This is a genomic window from Brakhagea slesvicensis, assembly GCF_052161625.1.
Lineage (GTDB): Bacteria > Planctomycetota > Planctomycetia > Pirellulales > Pirellulaceae > JBKCUI01.
Genome location: NZ_CP197412.1, coordinates 5,539,414 through 5,561,651, shown reverse-complemented (window position 1 = coordinate 5,561,651; position 22,238 = coordinate 5,539,414). Strand labels below are relative to the sequence as shown.

Here is a 22,238-nt window from a genome sequence, read left to right as displayed (position 1 = left end):
CATGAAACGAAAAGGTTTGGTTTGGATTGCCGCGTGGGTCTTCGCCCTCGCTTGCCATGGTACCGGATTGCTGGCCGATACCTTGGCCATACAAGGTGGAACGATCTTGACCATCTCCGACGGCCGGATGGAAAACGGGACCATCCTCATCCGCGATGGGAAGATCGAAGCCGTTGGGAGAGATGTCTCCGTTCCCATCGAAGCGACTGTGCTTGATGCGAAGGGGAAGGTCGTTATCCCGGGATTCGTCGAGGCGCATACATCGGAAGGAATGGGGCAATCGAACGAGCGAAACGATTTCGTTCCATTCCTTTCCGTCGTAGACTCGATCGATCCCGTTCTCGATTTTTTCGAGGAATCAAGACGAAACGGTGTTACGACAACATCGATCGTGCCTGGAAACAGCACGCTCGTCGGAGGCCGAACTGCGATCTTGAAGACTGCCGGACAGTACGTCGATGACATGATCGTCAAGCGAGATGCGGGCGTAAAAATCGCTATGCAACCCGCCAGTGGAAGCCGGATGGGGCATTTGGCTCGCTTGCGAAAGGAACTCGACAAAGCCAAGCAGTCTTTGGAGAAGCGAAACAAAGGTGAGGTGAATTCGAAGGAACCTCCCAAACCTGCTACGGAAGAGAAAAAACAAGAAGATGCGCCGAAGCCCGAAGGGGAGGGCGAAGGCGCGTCGCAGCCTGAGAACAATACAGCTAGCGAAGCAGCGAATGCTTCTAAGGGCTTGGATGTCTTGATGGATGTGGTTGCAGGTAAGATCCCGGTCTACCTTTATTGCGATTCCGCGATGGATGTCGCGAACGGAAAGCAGCTTGCAAAGGACTACAACCTCGACTGCATCTTTGTTCTAGGTAGAACGGCTTACAAAGCAGTCGAGCTGTTCAAGGATTCGAAGCGTCCCGTCGTTCTCGACAAGAATTTGGTCTTTTGGGAGTCCGAACCTCGAACGCGATCGGAATCCAAAGTGGTGCTTCCCAAGATTTTTCTCGAAGCCAAGGTCCCTTTTGTTTTCCAAACCGGAGACGGTGGATTTCGAACCACGATCGGTTCCAGTTACCTTTGGTATCAAGCCGCCGTGGCCGTGAAAGCAGGGATGTCGGAAGAGGCGGCACTTCGTGCTTTGACCTTGACCCCGGCGGAGTTGCTGGGCGTCTCGGAGATGGTCGGCTCGATCGAGCCTGGAAAGGATGCGGATTTGGTCATTCTTTCTGGAGAACCGCTCCGAACGGCGACGTGGGTCGAAAAGACGATTGTTAACGGTAAGGTCGTGTACGATCGCGCCAACGACGACAAGCTAAAGCGACTCTTGTCCCCGAAAGCGGAGTAGCTGCCATGCCATTTTTCGAAAGATTGCGTTGCTCAGCGAAGAGAAACAAGGTGATGGGACATCCTCTGTTCGTGTTCTGCAACTCGGCACTTTGCATCGTCGCGATTGCCTTCGCACCCTCGGTCGCGATCGGGGCCGAAGTGGGAACGCTCAGCCATACTGGCCCCAACGAAGATGATACTCGAACGGTTTTTCAAGTCGGTCAGCTTTTCTCTGGTAGCGATGCCCCCATCCAAGATGCAGTCATCGTCATTCAACGAGGAAAGATCGTCGCCTTAGGCTCGCGATCGACGGTGGAGCTGGAGTCATCCGATAGGATGGTTGACTGCCGAAATGCCACGGCGATCCCAGGACTCTTGATGGCGGATACGAATCTTATCGAACCGGGAAACGACGAGCCGCGAACGTTTACTCCCGAGAATCGGGCCATCGATGCGTTTGATTTTTTTAAAGATCGCGAGGAGCTTCTCGCGGCCGGTATCACCACTGTCCATATCTCCGCCCCCAACAATCGATTGATGCCCGGGCAAGGGGCGATTGTCAAGCTCGCGGGTCAAGAAACCGCTGGCCGAATTCTACGAGCGGAAGAGAGCATGAAGATTGTCCTCTCACGCGAATCGCTCAATCCTCCCACCATTTACGAGCCACCGGTCGGTGCTGTTTCTGTGGATCGGCCATTGAAACCAACGCAACCACAGCTTGGGGCCTCGTTGGCAGAAGTAGTGGCCGGCCTTCGAGGTATCTTCGAAGGTACCAAGTCCGAGGGGAGCGAAGATCCCTCTATCGCAGCGCTGCGAAGCTGGTTGGATGCTAAACGCACGTTCCGAATCTACGCTTCCTCAGGCAGTGAGCTTCAAGCGGCGATGGGGTTGTCCAAATGGATCACGGGTGGCTGGTATGTGGTCGCACCCAAGGAGTTTATCCCATCGTTTGACAAAGAATTGCTCGGTTCGGACGCCTTCCGCGGCGTCTTACTGAAGTCTGAGATTCGGCCAGGCGCGATCACCAACCCTCCCGTACCTCGCGATGTAGATCGCACTACCCTGGAACCCTGGGAGTTCGCAAAGCGGATGAAGTCGCAGGGAGTTGTTCATAAGGTCGCTATGCAACCATCGACCGATGCCGATTTGAAATCGGTCTTCTACTTGGCCAAGCAACTTGTTCGAGGAGATTGGACTCCAGAAGAGTGTTTGGCCGCCCTCACGTTGAATCCCTCTCGCATTCTAGGAGTAGAGGACCGAGTGGGGCGATTAGCAATTGGACTGGATGCCGACTTCGTGCTCTTAACAGACGCTCCCTTCGAGGACGGTGCAGAGGTTTTGGCGACCTACGTCGATGGGGTGAAGGCTTACGAGAAGAAGATTGAATCGGAATCGCTCGTGATCGATGCCTCTCAAATCGTTACCCCCCGCGGCGTCGTTTCCGATGGCAAGGTCACGGTGGCATCCGGCAAGATTCGTTCGATTGGCGCCGATGCTACGATCCCTCGAAATGCCCGTCGATTAAGCTTCCCGCGAGGTGTTGTCGTTCCGGGATTCATCGATACAGGTTCGGAATTGGGGCTGGGATTGCCTCTATCGGAAACGATCTCGCTCGAAACAAAGTTGGGTCCGCTGCTCGCTTACGATGATCCAGCCATTCAATTCGCTAGAGAGGGAGGAGTGACCACTGTGTTACTCAGCAGCTCTCGATTGCCAAGCCCCGTTATCGCATTCAAGTTGTTGGATCGGCCGCGCGTGGTTAAAGATCCGGTCGCCATTCGATTTGAGGTAACCGGAAACATCACGACTGCGGAGTTGAATACGAGGCGAACGCTTCTCACCGCAAAGCAATATGTCGATGCTTGGACGCGATACCACGAAAGCATGCGCGAGTACCAATCGAAGTTAAACGCTTACGAGGTCGAAAAGAAGAAATTCGACGACGCAGCCAAGGAGGCGGAAAAGAAGAAACAGGAAGAGGCCGCTAAGAAACCTGCAGAATCCTCACCAAATTCGTCGAACAATGTGAATTCCAAGGAAGGGAATAAACCTGGTGATGCACCGAAGCCGAGCGGTTCGACCGACGATAAGGTATCTCAAGGGACAACTCAAAAAGGTGCGGCGAACGAAACGGCGAAGGAACCTGAACCCGAAAAGGAGAAGGTAGCTGAGAAGGAACCCGAGAAGCCTAAAGAACCGGAAAAGCCGAAAACGAATGCGAGTTTGGAGCCATACCGAGAGCTCTTTGCAGGGAAGATCATCGCCATTGTGGACGTTGAGGATGCGCGCGGCGCGGAACTGGCAATCAAACTCTTCCGGTCCGAGTTCAAGCTTCCGGTTGTACTGGCCGGTGGCAAGGCACTTTGGGAGGCTGGCGACTTGATCTCCAAAGAACAAGTACCCGTCATCCTGGGGCCGGCGTTGTTGGCCAACGAGCGTGGGGAATCGATAAACCTTCCGGCCGAAATGGCTCTCCAAAACATTCCGTTTTCGCTGCAATCGAAGGGGACAACCGGAGTCAAACAGCTTACCGATGCGCTTTCCTATTCCGTTTTTCGAGGTCTAGCAAAAACAAAAGGAGTTGCGGCGTTGACTACGACGGCTTCCGCGACTCTCAAGCTCCCTACGATTGGGGCAATCGAGGAAGGTCGGGACGCGGATCTAGTCGTACTCAGCGGAAGCCCCCTTGATATCGCCACGGAAGTCCTAGCGGTCATCATTGACGGTAAGATCGTCTATTTGAAGGAGTCCAAGGAATAACATGTTGCTGCACCGACTCATTTCTCCGTTTGTTCGATGCCGAAACGTGCGCGACGTTGTAGCCAAGCCGTGGGCTTTCGCTCTGTTGTTCGCCACCTTTTCGGTTTTCGCAGTTGGAGGGGAGCCATCTTCGAATAGCCAGCTTCTCGCCGTTCGGGTAGGTAAAGTGATCACCTGCGCTGGCGAGCCTATCCTCGATGGTGTGATCCTTATTGAAGAAGGAAAGATTAGAGCCGTTGGGCCTTTTGAGAGTCTGGAAATTCCAGAGGGTTGCAGCGTGATTCACCATCCCGACTCGTTTGCGATGCCAGGCCTCATCGAGGCGCACTCGCACGTGGGAGGAACCGGCGATTTGAATGAAATGGTTTATCAAACCAACCCGGAACTTCGGAACTGGGATCAGATCATTCCCCACAACGAAAAACTCAAAGTAGCGATCGCTGGGGGGGTCACTACCGTCTGCTTCATTCCAGGTAGCGGGACCAACATGGGTGGATGGGGAACGCTCATGAAGACCGGCCCGGGCAAACTTTCCGAGATCATTCTGAAAGCCCCTGGAGTTCTCAAAATTGCCCAGGCTGGGAATCCGGAGCGGAGCGCTGGTGAAGTCGGTTCGGGGCGCATGGGAATGAATCACGTCATCCGCCAGCAGCTTCTCGAAGGTCGGCTCTACGTTCAGCAGTGGGACGCCTACGAGTCGGGCAAGACATCCGTGAAACCGGAATTGAACTTGCGATTGGAGTATTTCAAACCTTTGTTCCATCGCGAGATCCCCGTCGTCGTTCACACACAGCAATACCAAGTCGTTCAATCGACACTTCGAATGCTCGTCGACGAAATGAATCTGAAGATCGTGATCGACCACGGGACATTCGATGCGTTCAAACTGGCCGAGGAAGTCAACAGACGGGGCATACCGGTCATGGCAGGGCCTCGCGGCTTTTGGATGGACCCGGCAAATGGCCAAATCCGGGGCATCGTCGTCGAGTATGCCAACCGCGGGACGACGCTTCTGGGAGTCAACACCGATGCACCCGTGATCCCACAAGAGGAGCTCTCCTTTCAAGCGACGATGGCCGTCAGGTACGGCTGGGATGAGGAGAAAGCCATTCGAGGCTTGACGATCGAAGCAGCTCGCGCGTTGATGATCGATGATCGCGTCGGTTCACTGGAACCTGGCAAAGACGCGGACATCGTGATCTCGACCGGTTCGCTCATCGACCCCCGTCACTATGTGAAGCAAGTCTTCATCAATGGCAAGAGCGTCTATGACATCCAAGTGGACAGGAGAAGGTTTTAAGTACGCATGAAAAGTCCATTTGCTATGCAACTTTGTTCCTGGCTTCTCGCGCGCGAGAACGCACGTTTTTTAGGTTGGGCGATACTTCCTATTGCCTCATGGCTCTCGGCAGGCAATCTGTTGGGAAAGGAAGCGGTCGTGATACGAAACGCGACTGTCCATACGGTGACCGATCCGAAACCACTGGAAAATGCCACCGTACTCATTGAAGACGGCAAGGTGAAGAGTGTCGGGAAAGACACGGCGATACCGATCGACGCCCAAGTAATCGATGGGACCAACAAACATGTCACGCCAGGATTTCTGTCCGTGTTCTACCCTCTGACTTTGCAGGTGGAAGGCACTTCGGAAGAGTCTCGAACCGTCGTAGTTGGAGGGCGAACGTTTACGTTGGGAGGGCGAGCCCCCACCGCCCGCGGTCCGCTTCAGAATGTATCCGAGCTGATTCGAAAAGACGCTATCGACTGGCGCCCGCTGTTGCGTTCGGGAATCACCGCGGCGCACGTAGTTGCACCAGGTTATTCCTACACGGCGATGGTGACCCCATCCAACTATTCCGAGGAGAACCCTTCGGAGTTAAAAGTCTTCAAGTCGGATGGATTCCTCGCAGTGACCATTACCAACAATGAACGCAGCCTCGACCTCCTTCGCAGCAATTTAAAACCCCCTTCCTCGACTCGGGGGGCTCGCGGTTCGTCCGCTGCTCCTCCCAGTAATTCCAGCAACGCTGGGGCAAGTGGCCCCTCCACTCCGCCTGAAGCGACGGAGGAACAGAAGCGCTGGGCTGAGGTTCGCGAAGGAGCCAAACCGATTGTTATCAACTGCAACAACGCTGCCACCATTCTCCATGTGGAGTCAATTCTCAAAGAGTTTCCCAAGGTAAAGGTGCAGTGGATTGCTAACGGGTCGGATGTTTATGTAGCGCGCGAGAGTATTCGAAAGGACCAATCCTTCTTACTCTTACCTCCCCGCATTGACTTGATCCCGAATTCTCGAGTGCGTGTGAATGTGCCTGCGTTGGCTGCGGAGAAGAAGATCCCGTTTGCAATTTCCTTAGGTCAGCGTTCCAGCGATTTAGCAGAGTCGCAGGCATCCCCCACTTTTGCTCTCGGAGTACTCATCAAGACAGGACTTTCGGAGTTCGACGCACTCGCTTCGGTTACTTCTTCCCCTGCGAAACTCCTGGGACTCGAAAAAACCCACGGCATGATCGCACCCGGATCGCAGGCCGATTTGATCTTGTTCGATGGACCGCCCTTTGACGTGGCAACCGAAATCGACACATTGCTTTTGGAAGGTAAAGTCGTTTATGAAAACTAATCGATTGTTCATTCGGCTTGGGTTGCTTGGACTCATGGGTTGGTCCCTCGCAGATTCCGATGCCTACGCATGGCAGCCGCCCGGTGGACGCGGCCCAAATCGAGGTCCTCAACGCGACAATGCCAAACAACGCGCTGCGCCAACTGAGGGAGAAAAAAAGCAAGCGGATGCACCAAAGCAAGAGACCGAGTGGCTTGCGATAGTAGGTGGAGATGTGCATACCGTTTCACGTGAGGTCATCCGACGCGGGACAGTCCTTGTTGAGAATGGGAAGATCAAAGCGATCGGTACGAACCTCGACATCCCTGAAAAGGCGACGCGGATCGATGCGACTGGAAAGTGGGTCACACCTGGATTCATCGCGCTGAACATGTCGGGTGTCGGCGTTTCGGGGGGGACGGATGGGAAGCTCGCCGATGAATTCAATCCGTTCGATCGTAACATGCAGTTTTCGCTATCGGTTGGTATCACGTCAGGAGCAGTGCAAGTTCGCGCTGGCGGGCAAGGTCGAGGTCGTCGCAGTGTCGAGTCAGAAGCCGCCCTCGCAAGGCAAAACGACGAATTCTATGAAGTGACAGAACGCTTTCCCGGTTTCGATCCAGACGCAAGCGAATTAGACCGAACGTCCCAGGCGTTGGAGAGGAGAACTTTTGGCGAGTTGGTGCAGCTATGCCCTTGTTGTAGTCTCCCCATCCTTCCAACAGAGCCTATCGCTCCGACCCCTCCATCTCCAATTGTCCCACAAAAGAGTTCAGTCATAAAAATGTCATTCGGGCAGTTGGATGGAATGCTCGTGAAGGAAGTCGCATTTTTGGACCTAACGCCAGGTGCGCTGAACGGCGCAACGAATCAGGCGGCGTGGCGAGACCAGATCCAAAAGGCGAAGCAGTATTTGAAGGATCAAGCGGCTCACGAGCAATCGACCCGCGAAGGGAAGCGAGAAAACCCGCCGCGGAAACCGGTAAGCGATGAGATACTCAGTCTAGTGAAGAAGGAGATAGCCCTTCGGATTCCGGCTAGCCGTGTCTCCGAGATGCGAGAGCTGTGCCAACTTTCGAATGAGTTGGACTACCGTCTAGTGATCAAAGGAGGGATTGAAGGTTGGGTTATTCCCAAAGATTTAGCGGAGGCGAACGTCGGTTTGACTATCACCCCTCGCGTTCGACGGGAGCCCAGGTTCGGTGAAGAGACTAGTTCGGGAAGCTGGATTGAATTGCCGCGAGTCCTCGAATCCTCGGGGATCCCCTTCGCGGTGGAGCCGCTAGAAGGTGCAGTGAGCATGGTCGGTTTAGCCGGTCGGGATCTCATGAGTCTACCATTGGAGGCAGCGTTTGCCGTCCGAGGTGGTGCGAGCGAGGCAAAGGCACTGGCGTCGATCACGATGGTACCTGCCGCGATGCTCGGGCTGGAGGATCGGCTCGGAGCCATCGAGGTCGGTCGCGATGCGGATTTGCTCATCCTCAATGGCAATCCGCTCGACTATCGCACATATGTCGAGACCGCCATCGTAAACGGTCGCACACGCTATCAACGCAACCAAGATTTCGTCTTGCCCGTTTATGAGCGCAAGTGACAACAGTTTGTCCAACGTTTAAGAACAAAACCGTTCAAGGTTTTCTTAAATCGCGACTCCTGCTAGGGTGCATTTGCTTTTATGGCACAGTTGCGGTATGGTAATCATTGGGATCTCTGAGTTTTTTGACGTGCATCGGATTTCGGTCTTGGCGACTCGTCAAGTTTGGGGAGTGCTTGCTTTCGGTTCCGTTTCATTTCGTACTTGACCGCCGTTCGGTCGTCATCCCATCTGCCACTCACTATCGATGATCGGATCGCAAGGATCTTCTCTGCCTTTTGGATTCGCCAAAACGTTCCGCTGTTCTTCAGCCGAACACCATAAGAGGCACCCACCTATCTTTCCACCAACACACCATAGGTGGCACCCACTTATCACCCAGCACCATAGGTGGCACCCACTTATCGGGGGGAGCTGTGCGGGGAGAATGGGGATCGGGGTGGAAGAATGGGGCTGCGGAAGCGGGATTTGGGGCCAATTTGGACAGGGTTGCGGCCGATGGGGCCAGGAAGTGCGCAGCTGCGAACATGGCCCAGTGCTGGAGTTTGGGCGAGGCGAGAGGGGGCTCTCGCTATGGCGCCATGGTGGAGTGGGCACCGCGAGGGGGTTGGTAACAGAGCGAGCGGCTAGGCCAAGCAAGCTTTTGCTAACCGAGGGCCACTAAGCGAAGCAAGCGGCGACGAGCCGCTGGCCGCGACTCCAGCGATTGTTGGTCCGCTCCGCGTCGGCTACCATCGACTTGGGACTTCCACTACAGCGGCTGGTGCCAAAGTACTTCGTGTAGTTCCATACCAAGTCGCACCACATGCTGGGTTCGACTCCCAGCCCAGAGAATAAGGGCTTCAAGGATTCGGGGACCGGATGCAATCTCCCAGGAGGATGACCCTTCTGCTCCGCTGTCCAACGCAATAACTTCACATAGTCTTCCAGGTTCATGTTCAAGAACCCTTTGTTGCTGGCTCGCAGACCATTGGTGCAGGGCTCGGGATCCAACGAGTTCACCTTGGGGTCGAGCGTGAAGGGGGCCAACCAAGCGTCTCTGGGGACCAGAGGACGGGGGCCACGGTTCTGACGAGCCTTCTTTTGCTCCTCCACCGTCATCTTGGTCCTCGTCTTGATCGATTCCTCTTTCGATAAAGGAACACGATCCAGAGCCGTCGATTCGATCATTGCACCGTTGGCAGCTTGGAGACGATCGTACACGGAGGTGTGGATGGAGAGTTCGATCGTTTCGGCTAGATTCGCGCGGAGGACATTGAGATCGACATACATGGCGCATGCGAGCAAACCGGCTTCATCGAGAAGCCGATTGGCTTTGAATCGGCCTTCCCAGAAGCAACCGGTGCATTTGTCTTCTGCATTGGCTCGCCTGGCGATGACTTCGGCGAGAGAGCGCATGAACCAAGAGATATCGGAGAGTCGGCTTCGATACTCTTTGATCTTTTCTGGATCGGCTACGGCGCTTCGGACATCTTCTTCGTTGGCCTCGGCCAAGACATCGAGGATCCGGGTACCAGGAAAGAGTCGCAGCCAACGTGTGGCAACTTCTTGGTCAGACCAAGTAGCCACGACGTCGGGACGATTGCGGAGGACGACATGGAGGTGATTGGATAGGACGGCATATTCGAGAACGTCGATACCAAAGACGGAGGCAAGGGATTCGAGTCTTTGGCGAATCCATTCTCTTCGGTGGGAGTAGTCTGTGCTGGTGAGCTCATCGAAGCCGGCCAGAAAGGCGCGACGGACACAACGGTTGTAGCAATGGACAAGGCAGATTTCGTTGCTAACGAATTGCTCAGAACGGAGCGTGCTGGACATGATGGATCTCTCCAGAGGTTCGGGGTGTAGATCCTATTACGTTATGGGATGGGGGAGCGGGTTGCAACCAAATAGAAGAACATTTTGGAGTGGGGGAATGCGAGCATTCTGGAGAGATTGTGGCACCCATGTAGGAGAGAGGATTGGTGCGAGGAGGTTTCTCGCCAAGGCGCTACGGCGCGAAGGAGAGAAGCAGATAGAAAAGCATTCTTGATAGAAGGCACCCATCTACTGGGGGGGACGTTTCTCGCCACGGCGCCGAGGCGCAAAAGAAGGCTAATAGAAGGCACCCATCTTTTGGGGGAGGGGGTAGATCGAAGGCACCCACGCATTGGGGGGAGTTGGGGGGGATTCTCGCAAAGTCGCGAAGGTGCAAAGGAGGATAAGGGGGCGAAAGTGGGGTGCCCAGGATGGGAGTAGAACGAATAGAAGGCACCCATCTTTTGGGGGAGGAGGAAGATTGAAGGCACCCACGCATGAGGAAGATCGAAGGCACCCACGCATTGGGGGGATTCTCGCAAAGTCGCGAAAGCGCAAACGGATAGGAGGCACCCATCTATCGAGGGGGAGCGGCGCCGGGGGAGGTTTTTGTAAACGCGCAGAGGCTCAATGGAGAGCAAATAGGGAGAGATTGTGGCACCCATGTAGGAGAGAGGATTGGTGCGAGGAGGTTTCTCGCCAAGGCGCTACGGCGCGAAGGAGAGAAGCAGATAGAAAAGCATTCTTGATAGAAGGCACCCATCTACTGGGGGGGACGTTTCTCGCCACGGCGCCGAGGCGCAAAAGAAGGCTAATAGAAGGGGCTAATAGAAGGGGCTAATAGAAGGGGCTAATAGAAGGGGCTAATAGAAGGCACCCATCTTTTGGGGGAGGGGGAGAGCGAATAGGTGGCACCCATCTTTTGGGGAGCGCCCATCTTTTGGGGAGCGGTACGTAAGTCGGTACGGAAGTCTTTCAGCTGCGTGCGGTGCAATCTGTTCGCAATGCAACCCGGGGGCAAGTTCATACGTTGTGCAGCTTCAATGCGGTATGAAACCTTGAACTCGAAATAACCTTGAACTCGAAATAACCTTGAACTCGAAATAACCTTGAACTCGATATAACCTTGAACTCGATATAAGCAGTTGACTACGCTAGGAAAAGAGTCGATCCGAGTCGGACCATCGTTGCTCCTTCCTCGATGGCCCATTCGAAGTCGTCACTCATCCCCATCGAAAGTTGAGGGAGCCGCAGTCCGAATTCTGCCTCGCATGCGTTCCGAAACAACCGTAACGATTCGAACTCTTTACGCGTTTGCAGTTCGCTTCCGTCCAAACTTCCCATGCCCATCAATCCATCGAGCTGGAGTGGCGTGGTTTGGGAATATTCATCGGTGTTCGCTCCCCGCAGGATCTCTTTCCAAGACTGAATCAACCTTTTCGCATCATCGAACGAAAGCCCTGTCTTGGAAGCATCGTTTGAGATATTGATCTCGATGAGAAACGAGAGAGGCTTCGCGAGTTCACGCGAATCGTGAAGGATTTGTCTTAGCAATCGATCCGAGTCCACAGAGTGAATGCATCGCGTGTAGGAAAGCGTCCGGGAAACTTTATTGCGTTGCAAATGCCCAATAAGGTGCCAGCGAATGGGTAACTCGCGTAACGCTTCCCCCTTTTCCCAAAGCGATTGCGGACGGCTTTCGCCCAAGTCGAAGCACCCAGCCTCGGCTAGCCACCGAGCTTCCTCGGAGCCGACGTATTTTGTCACTCCGACTATCGTAACGGCATCGACTGTCCGACCGGCTCGCTGGCAAGCGTTCGACACCCGAGAAATCGCTTGTTGGTAGCGGTCTACCACTTGCATGCGGGAAACGGTCAACGACATAACCCCTACACCTAGATGAATTTCTGCGAAGAAAAAGTTTTTGCAATCGTATTGCAACAGCGACTCTTTCCGATAAACTTGGAGCCTCTGGAAAAGATACCTCTCTCCCCGACTGCGAGCTGAATTATGGAGAAAAGCGGAAGCCAATGGAAGGATCGAATGGGAATCGCCGCATCCGCCTTGTGTGCGGTTCACTGCGCTGCGACTCCTGTATTGCTTGCATTCTTGCCGACGCTCCAATTCACGGAATGGATGGCTAGTCCTCTCTTTCACCAGATTGCTGCGATCGTTTGCGTGTCGATTGTATCGGTTTCCATCATCCCGGCTTACCGTCGGTTCGGCGACATTCGAGTTCTCACCCTTTCCGGAACTGGGTTGGGGATGATTCTTGCCGCAGCCTTTTTGCTCCCCGATCACTGCTGTTCGCCATCGGGCTTGGCCGCTGCAGGGCATGTCCATGCGAGCCAGCACGACGAAGAAAACTGTCCGTACCACGACCACAGCCAAGACGATAGCCTCAGCCAAGACGAGAGTTCATCCGACACATTCGTCGCATCGGCTGGATTTTCGGGACTTCCGTGGGAGACCATTCAACCTTGGTTGACTCCGATCGGTGGAGGCTTGTTGATCCTTGCTCACTTCTTGAACCTGAGGCGATCTTTTGGGGGGTGTCCCTCCAAATGTGCTTGCACTCGCCCAGAAGAGTCGCTTGAGGAACTCCCTACCGCACAAGCGGCATAGCCCTATCACTTCTGCTTGGACACTCAGTCATGAATCCAAAACCATCGATCCAAGATGAGATCGGTTCGGTTTTCGAGAGTTTCATGAGCAGGATCCATCCGATCGGAATCGAGCAAGTCGCATTCTCGGAGGCTTGCGGTCGAATCCTCGCTGCCCCGATCTGCGCTTTTCGCCCCAGTCCGTCGATGGATGTCTCTGCGATGGATGGTTACGCCGTTCGGATATCGGATCTCGGTGCCAGCGAAATACCTGTCGCATCGACCCTTGCGGCCGGCGCACCTCCTGCATCACTCCCCTCTGGATATGCGGTAAAGATTTTCACCGGAGCGGCAGTCCCCGAACATGCGGACTTGGTTATTCGAAGGGAAGATTGTTTGGAGCTCCCGTGTTCGAAGGAGACCGCCGCCATTCGCCTTCAAGTTTCGGTAAGTGATTGCATGCCCGGGCAGAACATACGTCGACGTGGAGAGAATGCGGAATTGGGGGGAGTGGTACTGTCGGCTGGTTGTCGTTTGGGGCCGAATGCCATTGCAGGAGTAGCGACGTTTCAGGAAGGGGCTGACGTTACGGTCTTTCGCCGGCTTCGCGTGGGCATCATTAACACGGGGGATGAGATTTTGCCACCTGGAGTTCCGATCGAGCCTTGGCAGATTCGCGATTCGAACGGCCCCTTTCTCACGTCGGCGTTACTCCAAACTGGCTGGGCGGAACCTATTGTGGCTCGCATTCACGACTCGCTGGATCAGATTCAATCGGAGCTTACACAGAAGCTTGCATTCTGCGATGCCATTCTCCTGACCGGCGGTGTATCGATGGGAGATTCGGATCATGTTCCCGAAGCGATTCGGCGGGCTGGTGCGGAGGTATTGTTTCACAAGCTCCCTATCCGTCCAGGCAAGCCCATCCTCGGAGCGATTACAGATGATGGAAAGCCAATTTTGGGCCTCCCGGGCAATCCGGTCAGCGTCGCCGTGACATTTAGGCGATTCGCCTTACCCATCCTTCAGCGGGCTGCTGGAGGGATCCCCTGTTCGGGGGCGATGTCTGTTTCGGTTCAAGCGGATGATGAAAAAAAGCTTCCCTTGCTTTGGTTTCGATTGGTAACTCAGAGCGAACAAGGAACGCTCGCCGTCGAACGATCGCAAGGTTCGGGAGACATCGCATCGCTCGCTAGCAGCATCGGCTTTGTTGAAATTCCCCCAGGCGAATCAACGACCGGCACCCGTCTTTTTTACCCCTGGTTCTAGACTGCTCTCCATTCCTTTTTGCGCATGGGAACAGAACGGCCGCGATCCGTCGTTAAGCTTCTATTGCACTCCGTCGACGGAATATGGTACCCGGTGAACCATGCGCATCGACGGCAATCCACCCATCCAATCCATCTCGGGAGAAACGCGAGCCCACTCGGCACATCGCAGTGACTTTGGCGCGTCCATCGACAGCGATGGCAGCGATTTCGAGCGACTGGCTACCCATTCCGGCGCGGATCGACGCAGTCCACTTCCCTTGGATTCGGCTGTCGTCCAGCAGACGAAAGATCGTATCCGGCATTGGGTCGATGAGATCCAAGCTGCGACGGCTAAGCCCATCACCCCGCGTGAATTTCTCCGCTTTGCCTTGCCGCGAATCCTGCAAGCGATGGGAGCTGAAGGTGTCGGAATTTGGGTTTGGGACTCCGAATGGAAGTGGCGATTGTTTGAAGCGTCGCAGTTGACTCGCGTGCTATGTCAATCCGTGGAGTCGTCGGGGCTGGCAAGTCATGACGCGATGGAACCACCCCTTGCCCTTCTCGAGCGTTTGGAGTCGGAGTTGGAGTCGGCTGTGAATTCGGCTGTGAATTCGGCTGTGAAGTCGGCTGTGGGTGAAGACCGTGACGCGCTTTTCTCCAACGAATGGGACCTAAGCTCGTCTCTTGCTCCAACCCACGAGCATCGCCAGCTGCTCGACGCCGTTCGGAAAGAAAACCAACCAGTCCTCGTTCCTCCCCGAGATGTATTGGTCGGCAGCAATCGGCCTCGTAATCCGCTCGACTCCTTGCTCCTCCTTTGCCCGATCCCGATCCAGATAGAAGGGGGGGAGATATGGTTAGAGATTGCTCAACCCCCGAGCGGCGGACCATCGAGCCAGCGAGGTTACTTGCGATTCGCATCGCAGATGTCGGATTTGATCGCTGAGTACTTTCGGCATCATCGAACTCGATTGTTAGAGCAGGAGCGACGACATCTCGCGACCACTCGGCTGCTGTTAGATTCTTTTGCAAAGGATCCGCAAGCTTGCGTCGGGCAGGCGTTGAGATCGATTCAAGAGGAAGAGCAGGCTGAGCATGTCGTTTTATTGCAGCGGAGTCGCGCTCGTTGGCGAGTTTTGGCCGTGGCTGGGCTTGATCGATTGGACCGTCGGGCCGATGCCATTGCGTTGACCGAAAGGATGATCACGGACTTGGACCGTCGAGCTGGTGGCACCCCATGCGTGGAGGGTGGTGCAGGTCGCATGGACGCCGACGACATGCCCTGGCGTCAGTCGCTCGGAATCGAACGTTATGTTTGGCTCCAACCCTTTGCGATCGATACCTCCAAAATTGCAGATGGGGGAGGGACTCTTCGCAGTCTCTTCGAATCGAAAACAGTGTGGACGCCATTGATAGAGGATGGTGATCGCGGCGTCAGTCTATTGATGACTTGGTCCAATGGTGTGATTCCTCATAAAGACTACTCGCAGCGCGCCGCGCTCACGCTCAAGCTTCTCGCCAATGTCCCGAGTTCTTTCAATCCTTTGCGTAGTGTGGGGCGAGCCACTCGGTTCGCCAAGCTCCGGGGGCTTGTTGGGGCCAAAGTTCTGGCGGTCGTATCCCTCCTGTTTATTGTCCTGAGTGTGCTCGCAATTCCTGTTCCCATTCAGATCGAAGCGACCGCGTCCCTATCACCGCAGTCCGTTCACGAGATCTTTGCTCCCGAAGAAGGAGTTGTGTCGGAGGTTTTGGTGCGTCGAGGGGAACGAGTGAAAGCCGGTGATCTATGCCTTCGATTGAGTTCGCCTAAACTGTTCGCGGAGCGAGATCAAATGCTCGCGACGCATGCCAAGACCGAGCAACGATTGCGAGAGGTTCAGGATCGACTCTTGCGAGATCGATCGATTCCCCCCGCGCAACGAGACGCGCTCGAGAGCGAGCGGATGGCGCTCGAAGAGATCCATGGCCTGGAAATATCAACCCTTGCGCTGATCGAAGCGCAGTGCCAGGGGCTCGCCGTGGTTGCGCCGATGGATGGGGTGATCGAAACCTGGGATATCGAAACCAAACTTCAAGATAGGCCGCTTCGAATGGGCCAATGGCTCTTTTCGATCCGTGACGAAAAGGGTGGGTGGTATTTTGATACGAAGATCCCGGAACAAAAGTTAGAGGAGTTGTCGAGTGGAACGAAGGAACGCACTAAAGCGTTTGCTCGCCTCGTAGCGTCTCCCCAGTCGACCATCGAATTGGAATTGGACCGAGAGTCGATGTGGCGCACCGAGCACTCCGAGACGAATACCGAAGCGAATTCAGGATCGCGGCAATCGTTCGTGTCGGTAAGGTTCAAGCCGCGAGCTCCCATCCCTGCAGACTTCGCGATGACAGGTGCTGGAGCTCGAGTTGCCATCGAAACAGGGCGAGGCCCTTTGGGTTGGGCTTTGGTGAAGGACTTTGTTCAAGGTATTGTGTACCGAGTGAAAATGTGGATCCCATGATTTTTTTGCATCGACGATTGCTCCCGAAAGCGATTTGGTTGGTTCCTCTTATTGCGATGATTCCTCTCCTCGGTTTTCGCGACGGAGCGTTGGCACAACAAACGTTGCGACTCGCGGATCGAGCGGCCGCGATTCCGACGACCGATCCCAAGGGCTCAGGCAATCTCCCTAACGCGGTTAGCGAAGGAACATGGATTCGCTTCGAACAGGGAATCGTCGTAGCTCCTGAATTGGTCGAGATCGCCGTACAAGAAACCGGGACCCTCCTCGAGCTCAAGGTTTCCGAAAACAGTCTTGTCTCCAAAGGTGAGATCCTTGGACGACTGAATTCCGATACGCTCGAGCTGGAGAAACAAGTGTCTGCACTGCAGTTTCAAGTAGCCCAGGCTGAGGCTGTCGATGAAAGCGATATTCGATTCGCCGAGATGGTGGTCGAAGAGACTCAGTTGCAGCTGGATGCGTATGAAAAGATGGGGAATAAGGGGGAAGCGAGTCCGATCGAGGTGCGACAAAAGAAGATCGCTGCCGAGCAAGCGAAGGTGAGGCTCGTGCAGGCAAAAGCAGCCAAAGTCCAAAAGGATCTCAAAGCGAAGCTTGCTCAAGCCTCCTATTCGGTATCGCAAAAGAAACTGGAAAAGCTTCAGATCGCTTCGCCTGTCACAGGGATTGTGACACGTATGGATCATCGACAGGGAGAATGGGTAAGCGCCGGAACCACGATCTTGCATGTGATTCGGATGGATGAATTGCGTGTCGATTTCTTTGTCGACCTTGATCGCTTTGACCCGAACGACTTGATCGGCTCACCGGTCGAGATTGGTGTTGCAGCGGCCGCGACACGTGCTTCGAACCGGTTCATTGGGGTAATAACAGGATATGCTCCGGAAGTGAGTTCAGCGCGAAAGATTCGCATGTCCGCCACCGTGCAGAATCAGAAAACGGATAAGGCTTGGACGTTGCTTCCAGGGATGAATGTTTCGCTCCAAACCCATCTGGCAAAAAAGTAAGCGATGACGATCGAGATCGGCACCTCCAATGCTCTGGGGAGCACTAAGTCGACGGGGCATCAACTTCGTCTTCGTACCGATCTCACGTGGAAGTCGGTCGATTCACCGCAGGGAGAGATTTGGATCGCAGTCCACCCGTGGACTTCGGAGCAATTCCGATGTTCGCGCGATGAGTATTTTTTATTGCAAAATCTCAATCGGACAAAGTCGATCGAGGAGCTTGAAGCGTTGTATCGATCGGCACATCGCCTTCACCGGATCCAGGCATCGACCATCGAGACGTTCTTGAGTCGATGTTTGCGCCTCGGCATCGTTCATCCTAGTTCGCACCGTGAGCGCGGGGCTGATCTCATCGCGCCGTCAATCGCGCCGTCCAAGCAACGGTCCTGTCATCCGTCCGCGTCTGCGTCTACAAAGTCTCATGGGTGGATTCTTCGATTCTGCCGCTGTTTTGTTTCGTTGTTTCAGATGAAGCTGCATCTAGGGGATCCCACTTCCATCTTGCGGCCCTTGGGTCCTGCAGGCTTTTTCTTTTTTGGGCCGGTAGGATGGGCTGTGTTCGCTTGCCTCGCCGTGGTAGGAGGCATTACCGTTTTGCTCCGCTGGGAATCCTTTTTTCTGCAGTTGCCTAGTTGGGATTTGCTTCGGTCACCGAGGCAATGGGTCGGGTATGGTGCGGTCTTTTTTGCGACCCGTTTGGTTCACGAGCTTGGCCATGCTTTGGCGTGCGTCCGGTATGGGGTCCGTGTACGCGGTTTTGGACTTCTCGGTAGCTTCGGGATGCTTTGTCCCTATGTCGACATTTCCGAATCATGGCAATGCCCACGCGTTCATCAGCGCGTGATCATCGCAATGGGTGGGATGATATTGGAAGGTTGGTTGGCAGCGGTTGCCGCGATCGCGTGGGGATTTACCACTGCGGGATCTTTGAACTCGATTGCCTTTCAAGTCATGATCGTCTGCAGCGTGACAACGTTCTTGTTCAACGCCAATCCGTTCATCAAGTACGACGGCTATTACGTAGTCAGCGATTGGCTGGGGCTGCAGAATCTGCGAGAGCATTCATGGCAAGCGTTTGACGGAATGTGGCAGGGAAGTCTCGGCGAGAACTCCCGTCAAACCCTACTGCTCGCCACTTACTTTGTGCTTTCCTTAGCGAATCGCTCCCTATTGCTGTTCGGTATTGTTTGGATTTCCCTGCACATCGCTGCGGATTGGCAAGTAGCGGGACTGGGGCTGATTTTGCTGGCACTTTATTCGGTATGCCAACTCCTGCTCGCGGTCTCCCGTTGGCATCCATTTGCTGCGAAGCAACGGAGTGGAAAGCGGTTGCAATGGATCGGGTGGGGGGCTGTATTTCTGCTGTGCATCTATGCTGTCACGACCCCCGTACCTACTTTTGTGCATGCGACGGGATGGATTCGGGCCGAGGATTCGAAACCAATCTTTGCACCCGAGAGCGGCCGCGTTCATTTGCTCGTTGCAAGTCTCCCGCACGAGGACGTAGAAAAAGGAGTTCCCGTACTTCAATTAAAGAATCTGGCGTTGCAGAAGGAATACAACCGGCTGAAGGCGAAATGGATTGTTGCTACGGGAGAATTGACAGGTGCGAAGCGAGCTGCATTTCACGATTCGGAAGCGTTGGAATCGATCCCCCATTTGGAATCCATCCAACGGGTTCTCGAAACAGAATTGAACGAGCTCCATTCGAGACTGGAAAAGCTCGTTGTGGCAACGCCGCATCGCGGAGTCCTACGCTTCGCATCCCATCAAGCCACTTCTGCCGATCCCGTTGTTCGCGAACGTTCACAGCGCAACGAGGATCCTCGCGTTCGGATAGACCTTCAAAACGGCGAGTTCGTGGAAAAGGGGTCTTTGCTAGGTTGGATGGAGTCGAGGCAAGTGGAAGGGATCGAGTGCTTTCTGTCCGAGGCCGAAGTTGCTAGGTTGCACGTTGGGATGCGAGCTCGTGTTCGATCGATGCAAGCCCCCTCGAGATTACTCGCAGCACGCGTGATCGAAATCGATACGGTAGCGAGCGATGTGGCGACATCGAAGAGTTCCAAAACAAACCCATTGTTTCGAGTCAGACTCTCGCTTGATTCTCCGACGAACGATTCGCTTGGAGGTGCGACGGCCGAGGTTTTGTTCCTTTGCCAAGAAGAATCGCTACTCCATAAAGGCTTGGACTTCTTCTTCCGCCAAGCTCGATTGCGATAGATTTGCTGTCATTTCGGTGTGGGAAAGATTAACGACTGCGTCAGCGATCGGACGGGGAATCCAGTTTTGAGTTGAAAACCTGTTGTGCGTGATGAAGGGATCGTTCGGGTGTTGCCGAAGAAGGCTCGTAAGTCGACCGCCAGCGCGAGAGTGTTGGTACCCCTATGGTCGACTTTTTTGAGCACAACACGTGAGGTGGGATGATGACGCAGCCAAAGCCATTGACGATGCAACGAGGGTTGTTCCGAAGCTTTGTTCTTGTCGGGTTGCTTCAAACCAATGTCGCTTGGAGCCAGGACTCCGGAGTGAGCATTCTCTTTGGCAGCGGAGCAGTCCCCGCGCAGCAAGTCTCCGCCAAGGTGCAGGAAACTGCTACGACGCCCGGCACGGTGCAAGAGGCGCCGCAGCAAGTGGGTGAGTTACGACAAGGGGAGGAACGTGGTCCGATCGTATTGCCACCACTCCCTACGCGCAACCTTTCGATAAGCGATATCGGGACAGGCAAGCTACCAGATGACTTGGTGGAAGGACGACTGCCCCCGATGCAACCTCTCCCTTATGGTCCGGATCGCAAGTATGGATTGATCGGATTGCAGAAGCACTGGACCGCTCCGGTGATCTGCCATCAGCCTTTGTACTTCGAAGACACCATGCTCGAGCGCCATGGACATGAACGGTTTCCGAAGCTGACGCCGATGCTGTCGGGGGTCCGATTCTTTACGGGTGTTGCGACGTTGCCCTACCAAGCCTATTTGCATCGACCGCTGTCGGATCAGCCCAACACTGGGCACTTCCGACCTGGCAGCGCCGCACCGGGAATTCGGGAGCGAGCCCCCTATGACAAGGGAGCGCTAAGATTCCAGATCCTCACCACCGGTGCATCGTTGGTCGCCCTGCAGCCGTAGGCGAGTAGCGAGTAGCGAGGGGCGAGGGGCGAGGGGCGAGGGGCGAGGGGCCGAAGCCCCGGTCAATCAGCCACAAGTAGCTTGCCCCTGATTGTTTTCGGCGTGTGATTTCCGGGTGCGAGCGTGTTCCAGCTGATAGTCGCTCGGACATGCACTCTTCTCTTTGCTTGTTGTCCTAGGTCATCGTGCGGGTCTCGCCTAGCCGATAAACTGAAGCATGGTAGATGGACTCGTTTCGTTTTGACCTAGATGGTAGCAACACATGAACAGCAACTGGATTTCCGTAAGCAAGGCTCGCGACGCGCAGGCGATTGGATCGATCGCACAAGTTCGGGGGTGGGTAAGAACTCGCCGTGATAGCAAGGGAGGCTTTAGCTTCATTGAAGTCAATGATGGCAGCTCCTTTGGCAATCTTCAGATCATTGCGGATAAATCGTTGTCCAACTACGAAACCGACATTCCAACGTTGACGGTTGGGAGCAGTGTGATCGTGACCGGGGAGATCAAAGCGAGTGCTGGGCAAGGCCAAGCGACGGAGTTGTTCGCCCATGAGGTTCGGATACTTGGAACCGCGAGCGCCACGGATTATCCGCTTCAGAAAAAGCAACACACGTTTGAAAAGCTTCGGGAGTGGGCGCATCTCCGTCCTCGCACCAACACCTTTGGTGCTGTCACCCGTGTGCGCAATCGGCTTAGCCATGCGACGCATGAGTTCTTTCAGAAAGAGGGATTCGTTTATATCCACACCCCGATCATCACCGCGAGCGACTGCGAGGGTGCGGGGCAGATGTTCCGGGTGACGACCCTGCCCCTCGACAACCCTCCGATGGTCAACGGCAAAGTCGACCATGCTCAGGATTTTTTTGGGAAGCCTTCGTTCCTGACGGTGAGCGGGCAGTTGGAAGGCGAGGCGTATGCAACCGCCATGGGAAAGATCTATACGTTTGGCCCCACCTTTCGAGCAGAGAACTCCAACACTTCCAGGCATCTGGCCGAGTTTTGGATGATCGAGCCCGAGATGGCGTTCTTTGAACTTGCAGACAACATGGATTTGGCCGAGCGATATCTGAAGTTCATGTTGAACGCGATCTTGCACGACTGCCATGAGGACATGGACTTTTTTGAGAAGCGAATCCAGCCTGGCTTGCTCGATGCGCTCCGTCTGGTGCTGGAAAAGCCCTTTACCCATCTTTCCTATACGGAAGCAATTGCCATTTTGCAGGGTAGTAGCGAGAAGTTTGATTATCCAGTTGCATGGGGTATCGATTTGCAAGCGGAGCACGAACGTTATATTACGGAGAAGCATGTTCGCGGTCCGGTGATTCTCTACAACTATCCCAAAGAGATTAAGTCGTTCTACATGCGGCTCAACGATGACAACAAAACCGTCGCTGCCATGGACGTTCTCGTTCCTGGTGTCGGGGAGATCATCGGGGGTAGCCAGCGTGAAGAGAGGCTCGATGTTTTGACCTCTCGAATGGAAGAGGTGGGATTAAAGGCAGAAGATTATTGGTGGTACTTGGATCTTCGTCGCTTTGGTACGGTCCCTCACGCGGGATTCGGACTGGGGTTGGAGCGAATGGTCCAGTACTCCACAGGGATGGCGAACATTCGCGACGTCATTCCATTCCCGAGAACTCCCGGGAATTGCGAATTCTAGATCCGCTAGTCCCGAACTTTTCCAAACT

The 22,238-nt window shown here is 54.7% G+C and carries 14 protein-coding genes; 12 read left to right on the top strand and 2 right to left on the bottom strand.

What is annotated here, in order from left to right; genetic code table 11:
• Position 1 precedes the first annotated feature (1 nt).
• From SH467x_RS21020 to SH467x_RS21000, 5 genes are read left to right on the top strand one after another with little or no spacing between them, the layout of a single operon-like run.
• On the top strand, positions 2 to 1,339 hold the full coding sequence (locus SH467x_RS21020) for an amidohydrolase family protein (RefSeq protein ID WP_482369053.1): 1,338 nt from the start codon (positions 2 to 4) through the stop codon (positions 1,337 to 1,339).
• A gap of 53 nt (positions 1,340 to 1,392) precedes the next feature.
• Positions 1,393 to 4,080 carry an amidohydrolase family protein gene (locus tag SH467x_RS21015; RefSeq protein WP_482371406.1) on the top strand — a complete coding sequence of 896 codons (2,688 nt, stop codon included), beginning with the start codon at positions 1,393 to 1,395 and terminating at the stop codon, positions 4,078 to 4,080.
• 1 nt (position 4,081) lies between these two features.
• The gene (locus SH467x_RS21010) at positions 4,082 to 5,380 is read left to right on the top strand and encodes an amidohydrolase family protein (protein WP_482369052.1); all 1,299 of its coding nucleotides are present in this window, start codon (positions 4,082 to 4,084) and stop codon (positions 5,378 to 5,380) included.
• 24 nt (positions 5,381 to 5,404) lie between these two features.
• Positions 5,405 to 6,700, top strand: a complete 1,296-nt coding sequence (locus SH467x_RS21005; protein ID WP_482369051.1) for an amidohydrolase family protein — start codon at positions 5,405 to 5,407, stop codon at positions 6,698 to 6,700.
• Positions 6,690 to 8,273: an amidohydrolase family protein gene (locus SH467x_RS21000; protein ID WP_482369050.1), complete on the top strand. Its 1,584-nt coding sequence runs from the start codon at positions 6,690 to 6,692 to the stop codon at positions 8,271 to 8,273. The genes SH467x_RS21005 and SH467x_RS21000 overlap by 11 nt, the downstream gene beginning before the upstream one ends.
• 660 nt (positions 8,274 to 8,933) lie before the next feature.
• On the opposite strand, the gene SH467x_RS20995 is transcribed toward SH467x_RS21000, so the two are convergent.
• Together SH467x_RS20995 and SH467x_RS20990 are read right to left on the bottom strand one after the other, a co-directional pair.
• Positions 8,934 to 10,091, bottom strand: a complete 1,158-nt coding sequence (locus SH467x_RS20995; RefSeq protein WP_482369049.1) for a transposase — start codon at positions 10,089 to 10,091, stop codon at positions 8,934 to 8,936.
• 1,128 nt (positions 10,092 to 11,219) lie between these two features.
• Positions 11,220 to 11,954 carry a YggS family pyridoxal phosphate-dependent enzyme gene (locus SH467x_RS20990; protein WP_482369048.1) on the bottom strand — a complete coding sequence of 245 codons (735 nt, stop codon included), beginning with the start codon at positions 11,952 to 11,954 and terminating at the stop codon, positions 11,220 to 11,222.
• Positions 11,955 to 12,080: 126 nt separating this feature from the next.
• On the opposite strand from SH467x_RS20990, the gene SH467x_RS20985 reads away from it, so the two are divergent.
• The 7 genes from SH467x_RS20985 to asnS all read left to right on the top strand — a co-directional run bounded on the left by SH467x_RS20985 (position 12,081) and on the right by asnS (position 22,210).
• A complete protein-coding gene (locus SH467x_RS20985) occupies positions 12,081 to 12,695 on the top strand; it encodes a MerC domain-containing protein (protein ID WP_482369047.1) in 615 nt (204 codons plus the stop codon).
• A 29-nt stretch (positions 12,696 to 12,724) separates the two neighbouring features.
• Complete coding sequence (locus tag SH467x_RS20980; protein ID WP_482369046.1) at positions 12,725 to 13,942, top strand: molybdopterin molybdotransferase MoeA; 1,218 nt, start codon at positions 12,725 to 12,727, stop codon at positions 13,940 to 13,942.
• A 100-nt stretch (positions 13,943 to 14,042) separates the two neighbouring features.
• Positions 14,043 to 16,418 carry an efflux RND transporter periplasmic adaptor subunit gene (locus tag SH467x_RS20975; RefSeq protein ID WP_482369045.1) on the top strand — a complete coding sequence of 792 codons (2,376 nt, stop codon included), beginning with the start codon at positions 14,043 to 14,045 and terminating at the stop codon, positions 16,416 to 16,418.
• On the top strand, positions 16,415 to 17,425 hold the full coding sequence (locus SH467x_RS20970; protein ID WP_482369044.1) for an efflux RND transporter periplasmic adaptor subunit: 1,011 nt from the start codon (positions 16,415 to 16,417) through the stop codon (positions 17,423 to 17,425). Before SH467x_RS20975 ends, SH467x_RS20970 begins: the two co-directional genes overlap by 4 nt.
• Before the next feature lie 3 nt (positions 17,426 to 17,428).
• Positions 17,429 to 19,645 carry an HlyD family secretion protein gene (locus tag SH467x_RS20965; RefSeq protein ID WP_482369043.1) on the top strand — a complete coding sequence of 739 codons (2,217 nt, stop codon included), beginning with the start codon at positions 17,429 to 17,431 and terminating at the stop codon, positions 19,643 to 19,645.
• 200 nt (positions 19,646 to 19,845) lie between these two features.
• Complete coding sequence (locus SH467x_RS20960; RefSeq protein ID WP_482369042.1) at positions 19,846 to 20,550, top strand: hypothetical protein; 705 nt, start codon at positions 19,846 to 19,848, stop codon at positions 20,548 to 20,550.
• 262 nt (positions 20,551 to 20,812) lie between these two features.
• The gene (gene asnS / locus SH467x_RS20955) at positions 20,813 to 22,210 is read left to right on the top strand and encodes an asparagine--tRNA ligase (RefSeq protein WP_482369041.1); all 1,398 of its coding nucleotides are present in this window, start codon (positions 20,813 to 20,815) and stop codon (positions 22,208 to 22,210) included.
• Positions 22,211 to 22,238: the final 28 nt, after the last annotated feature.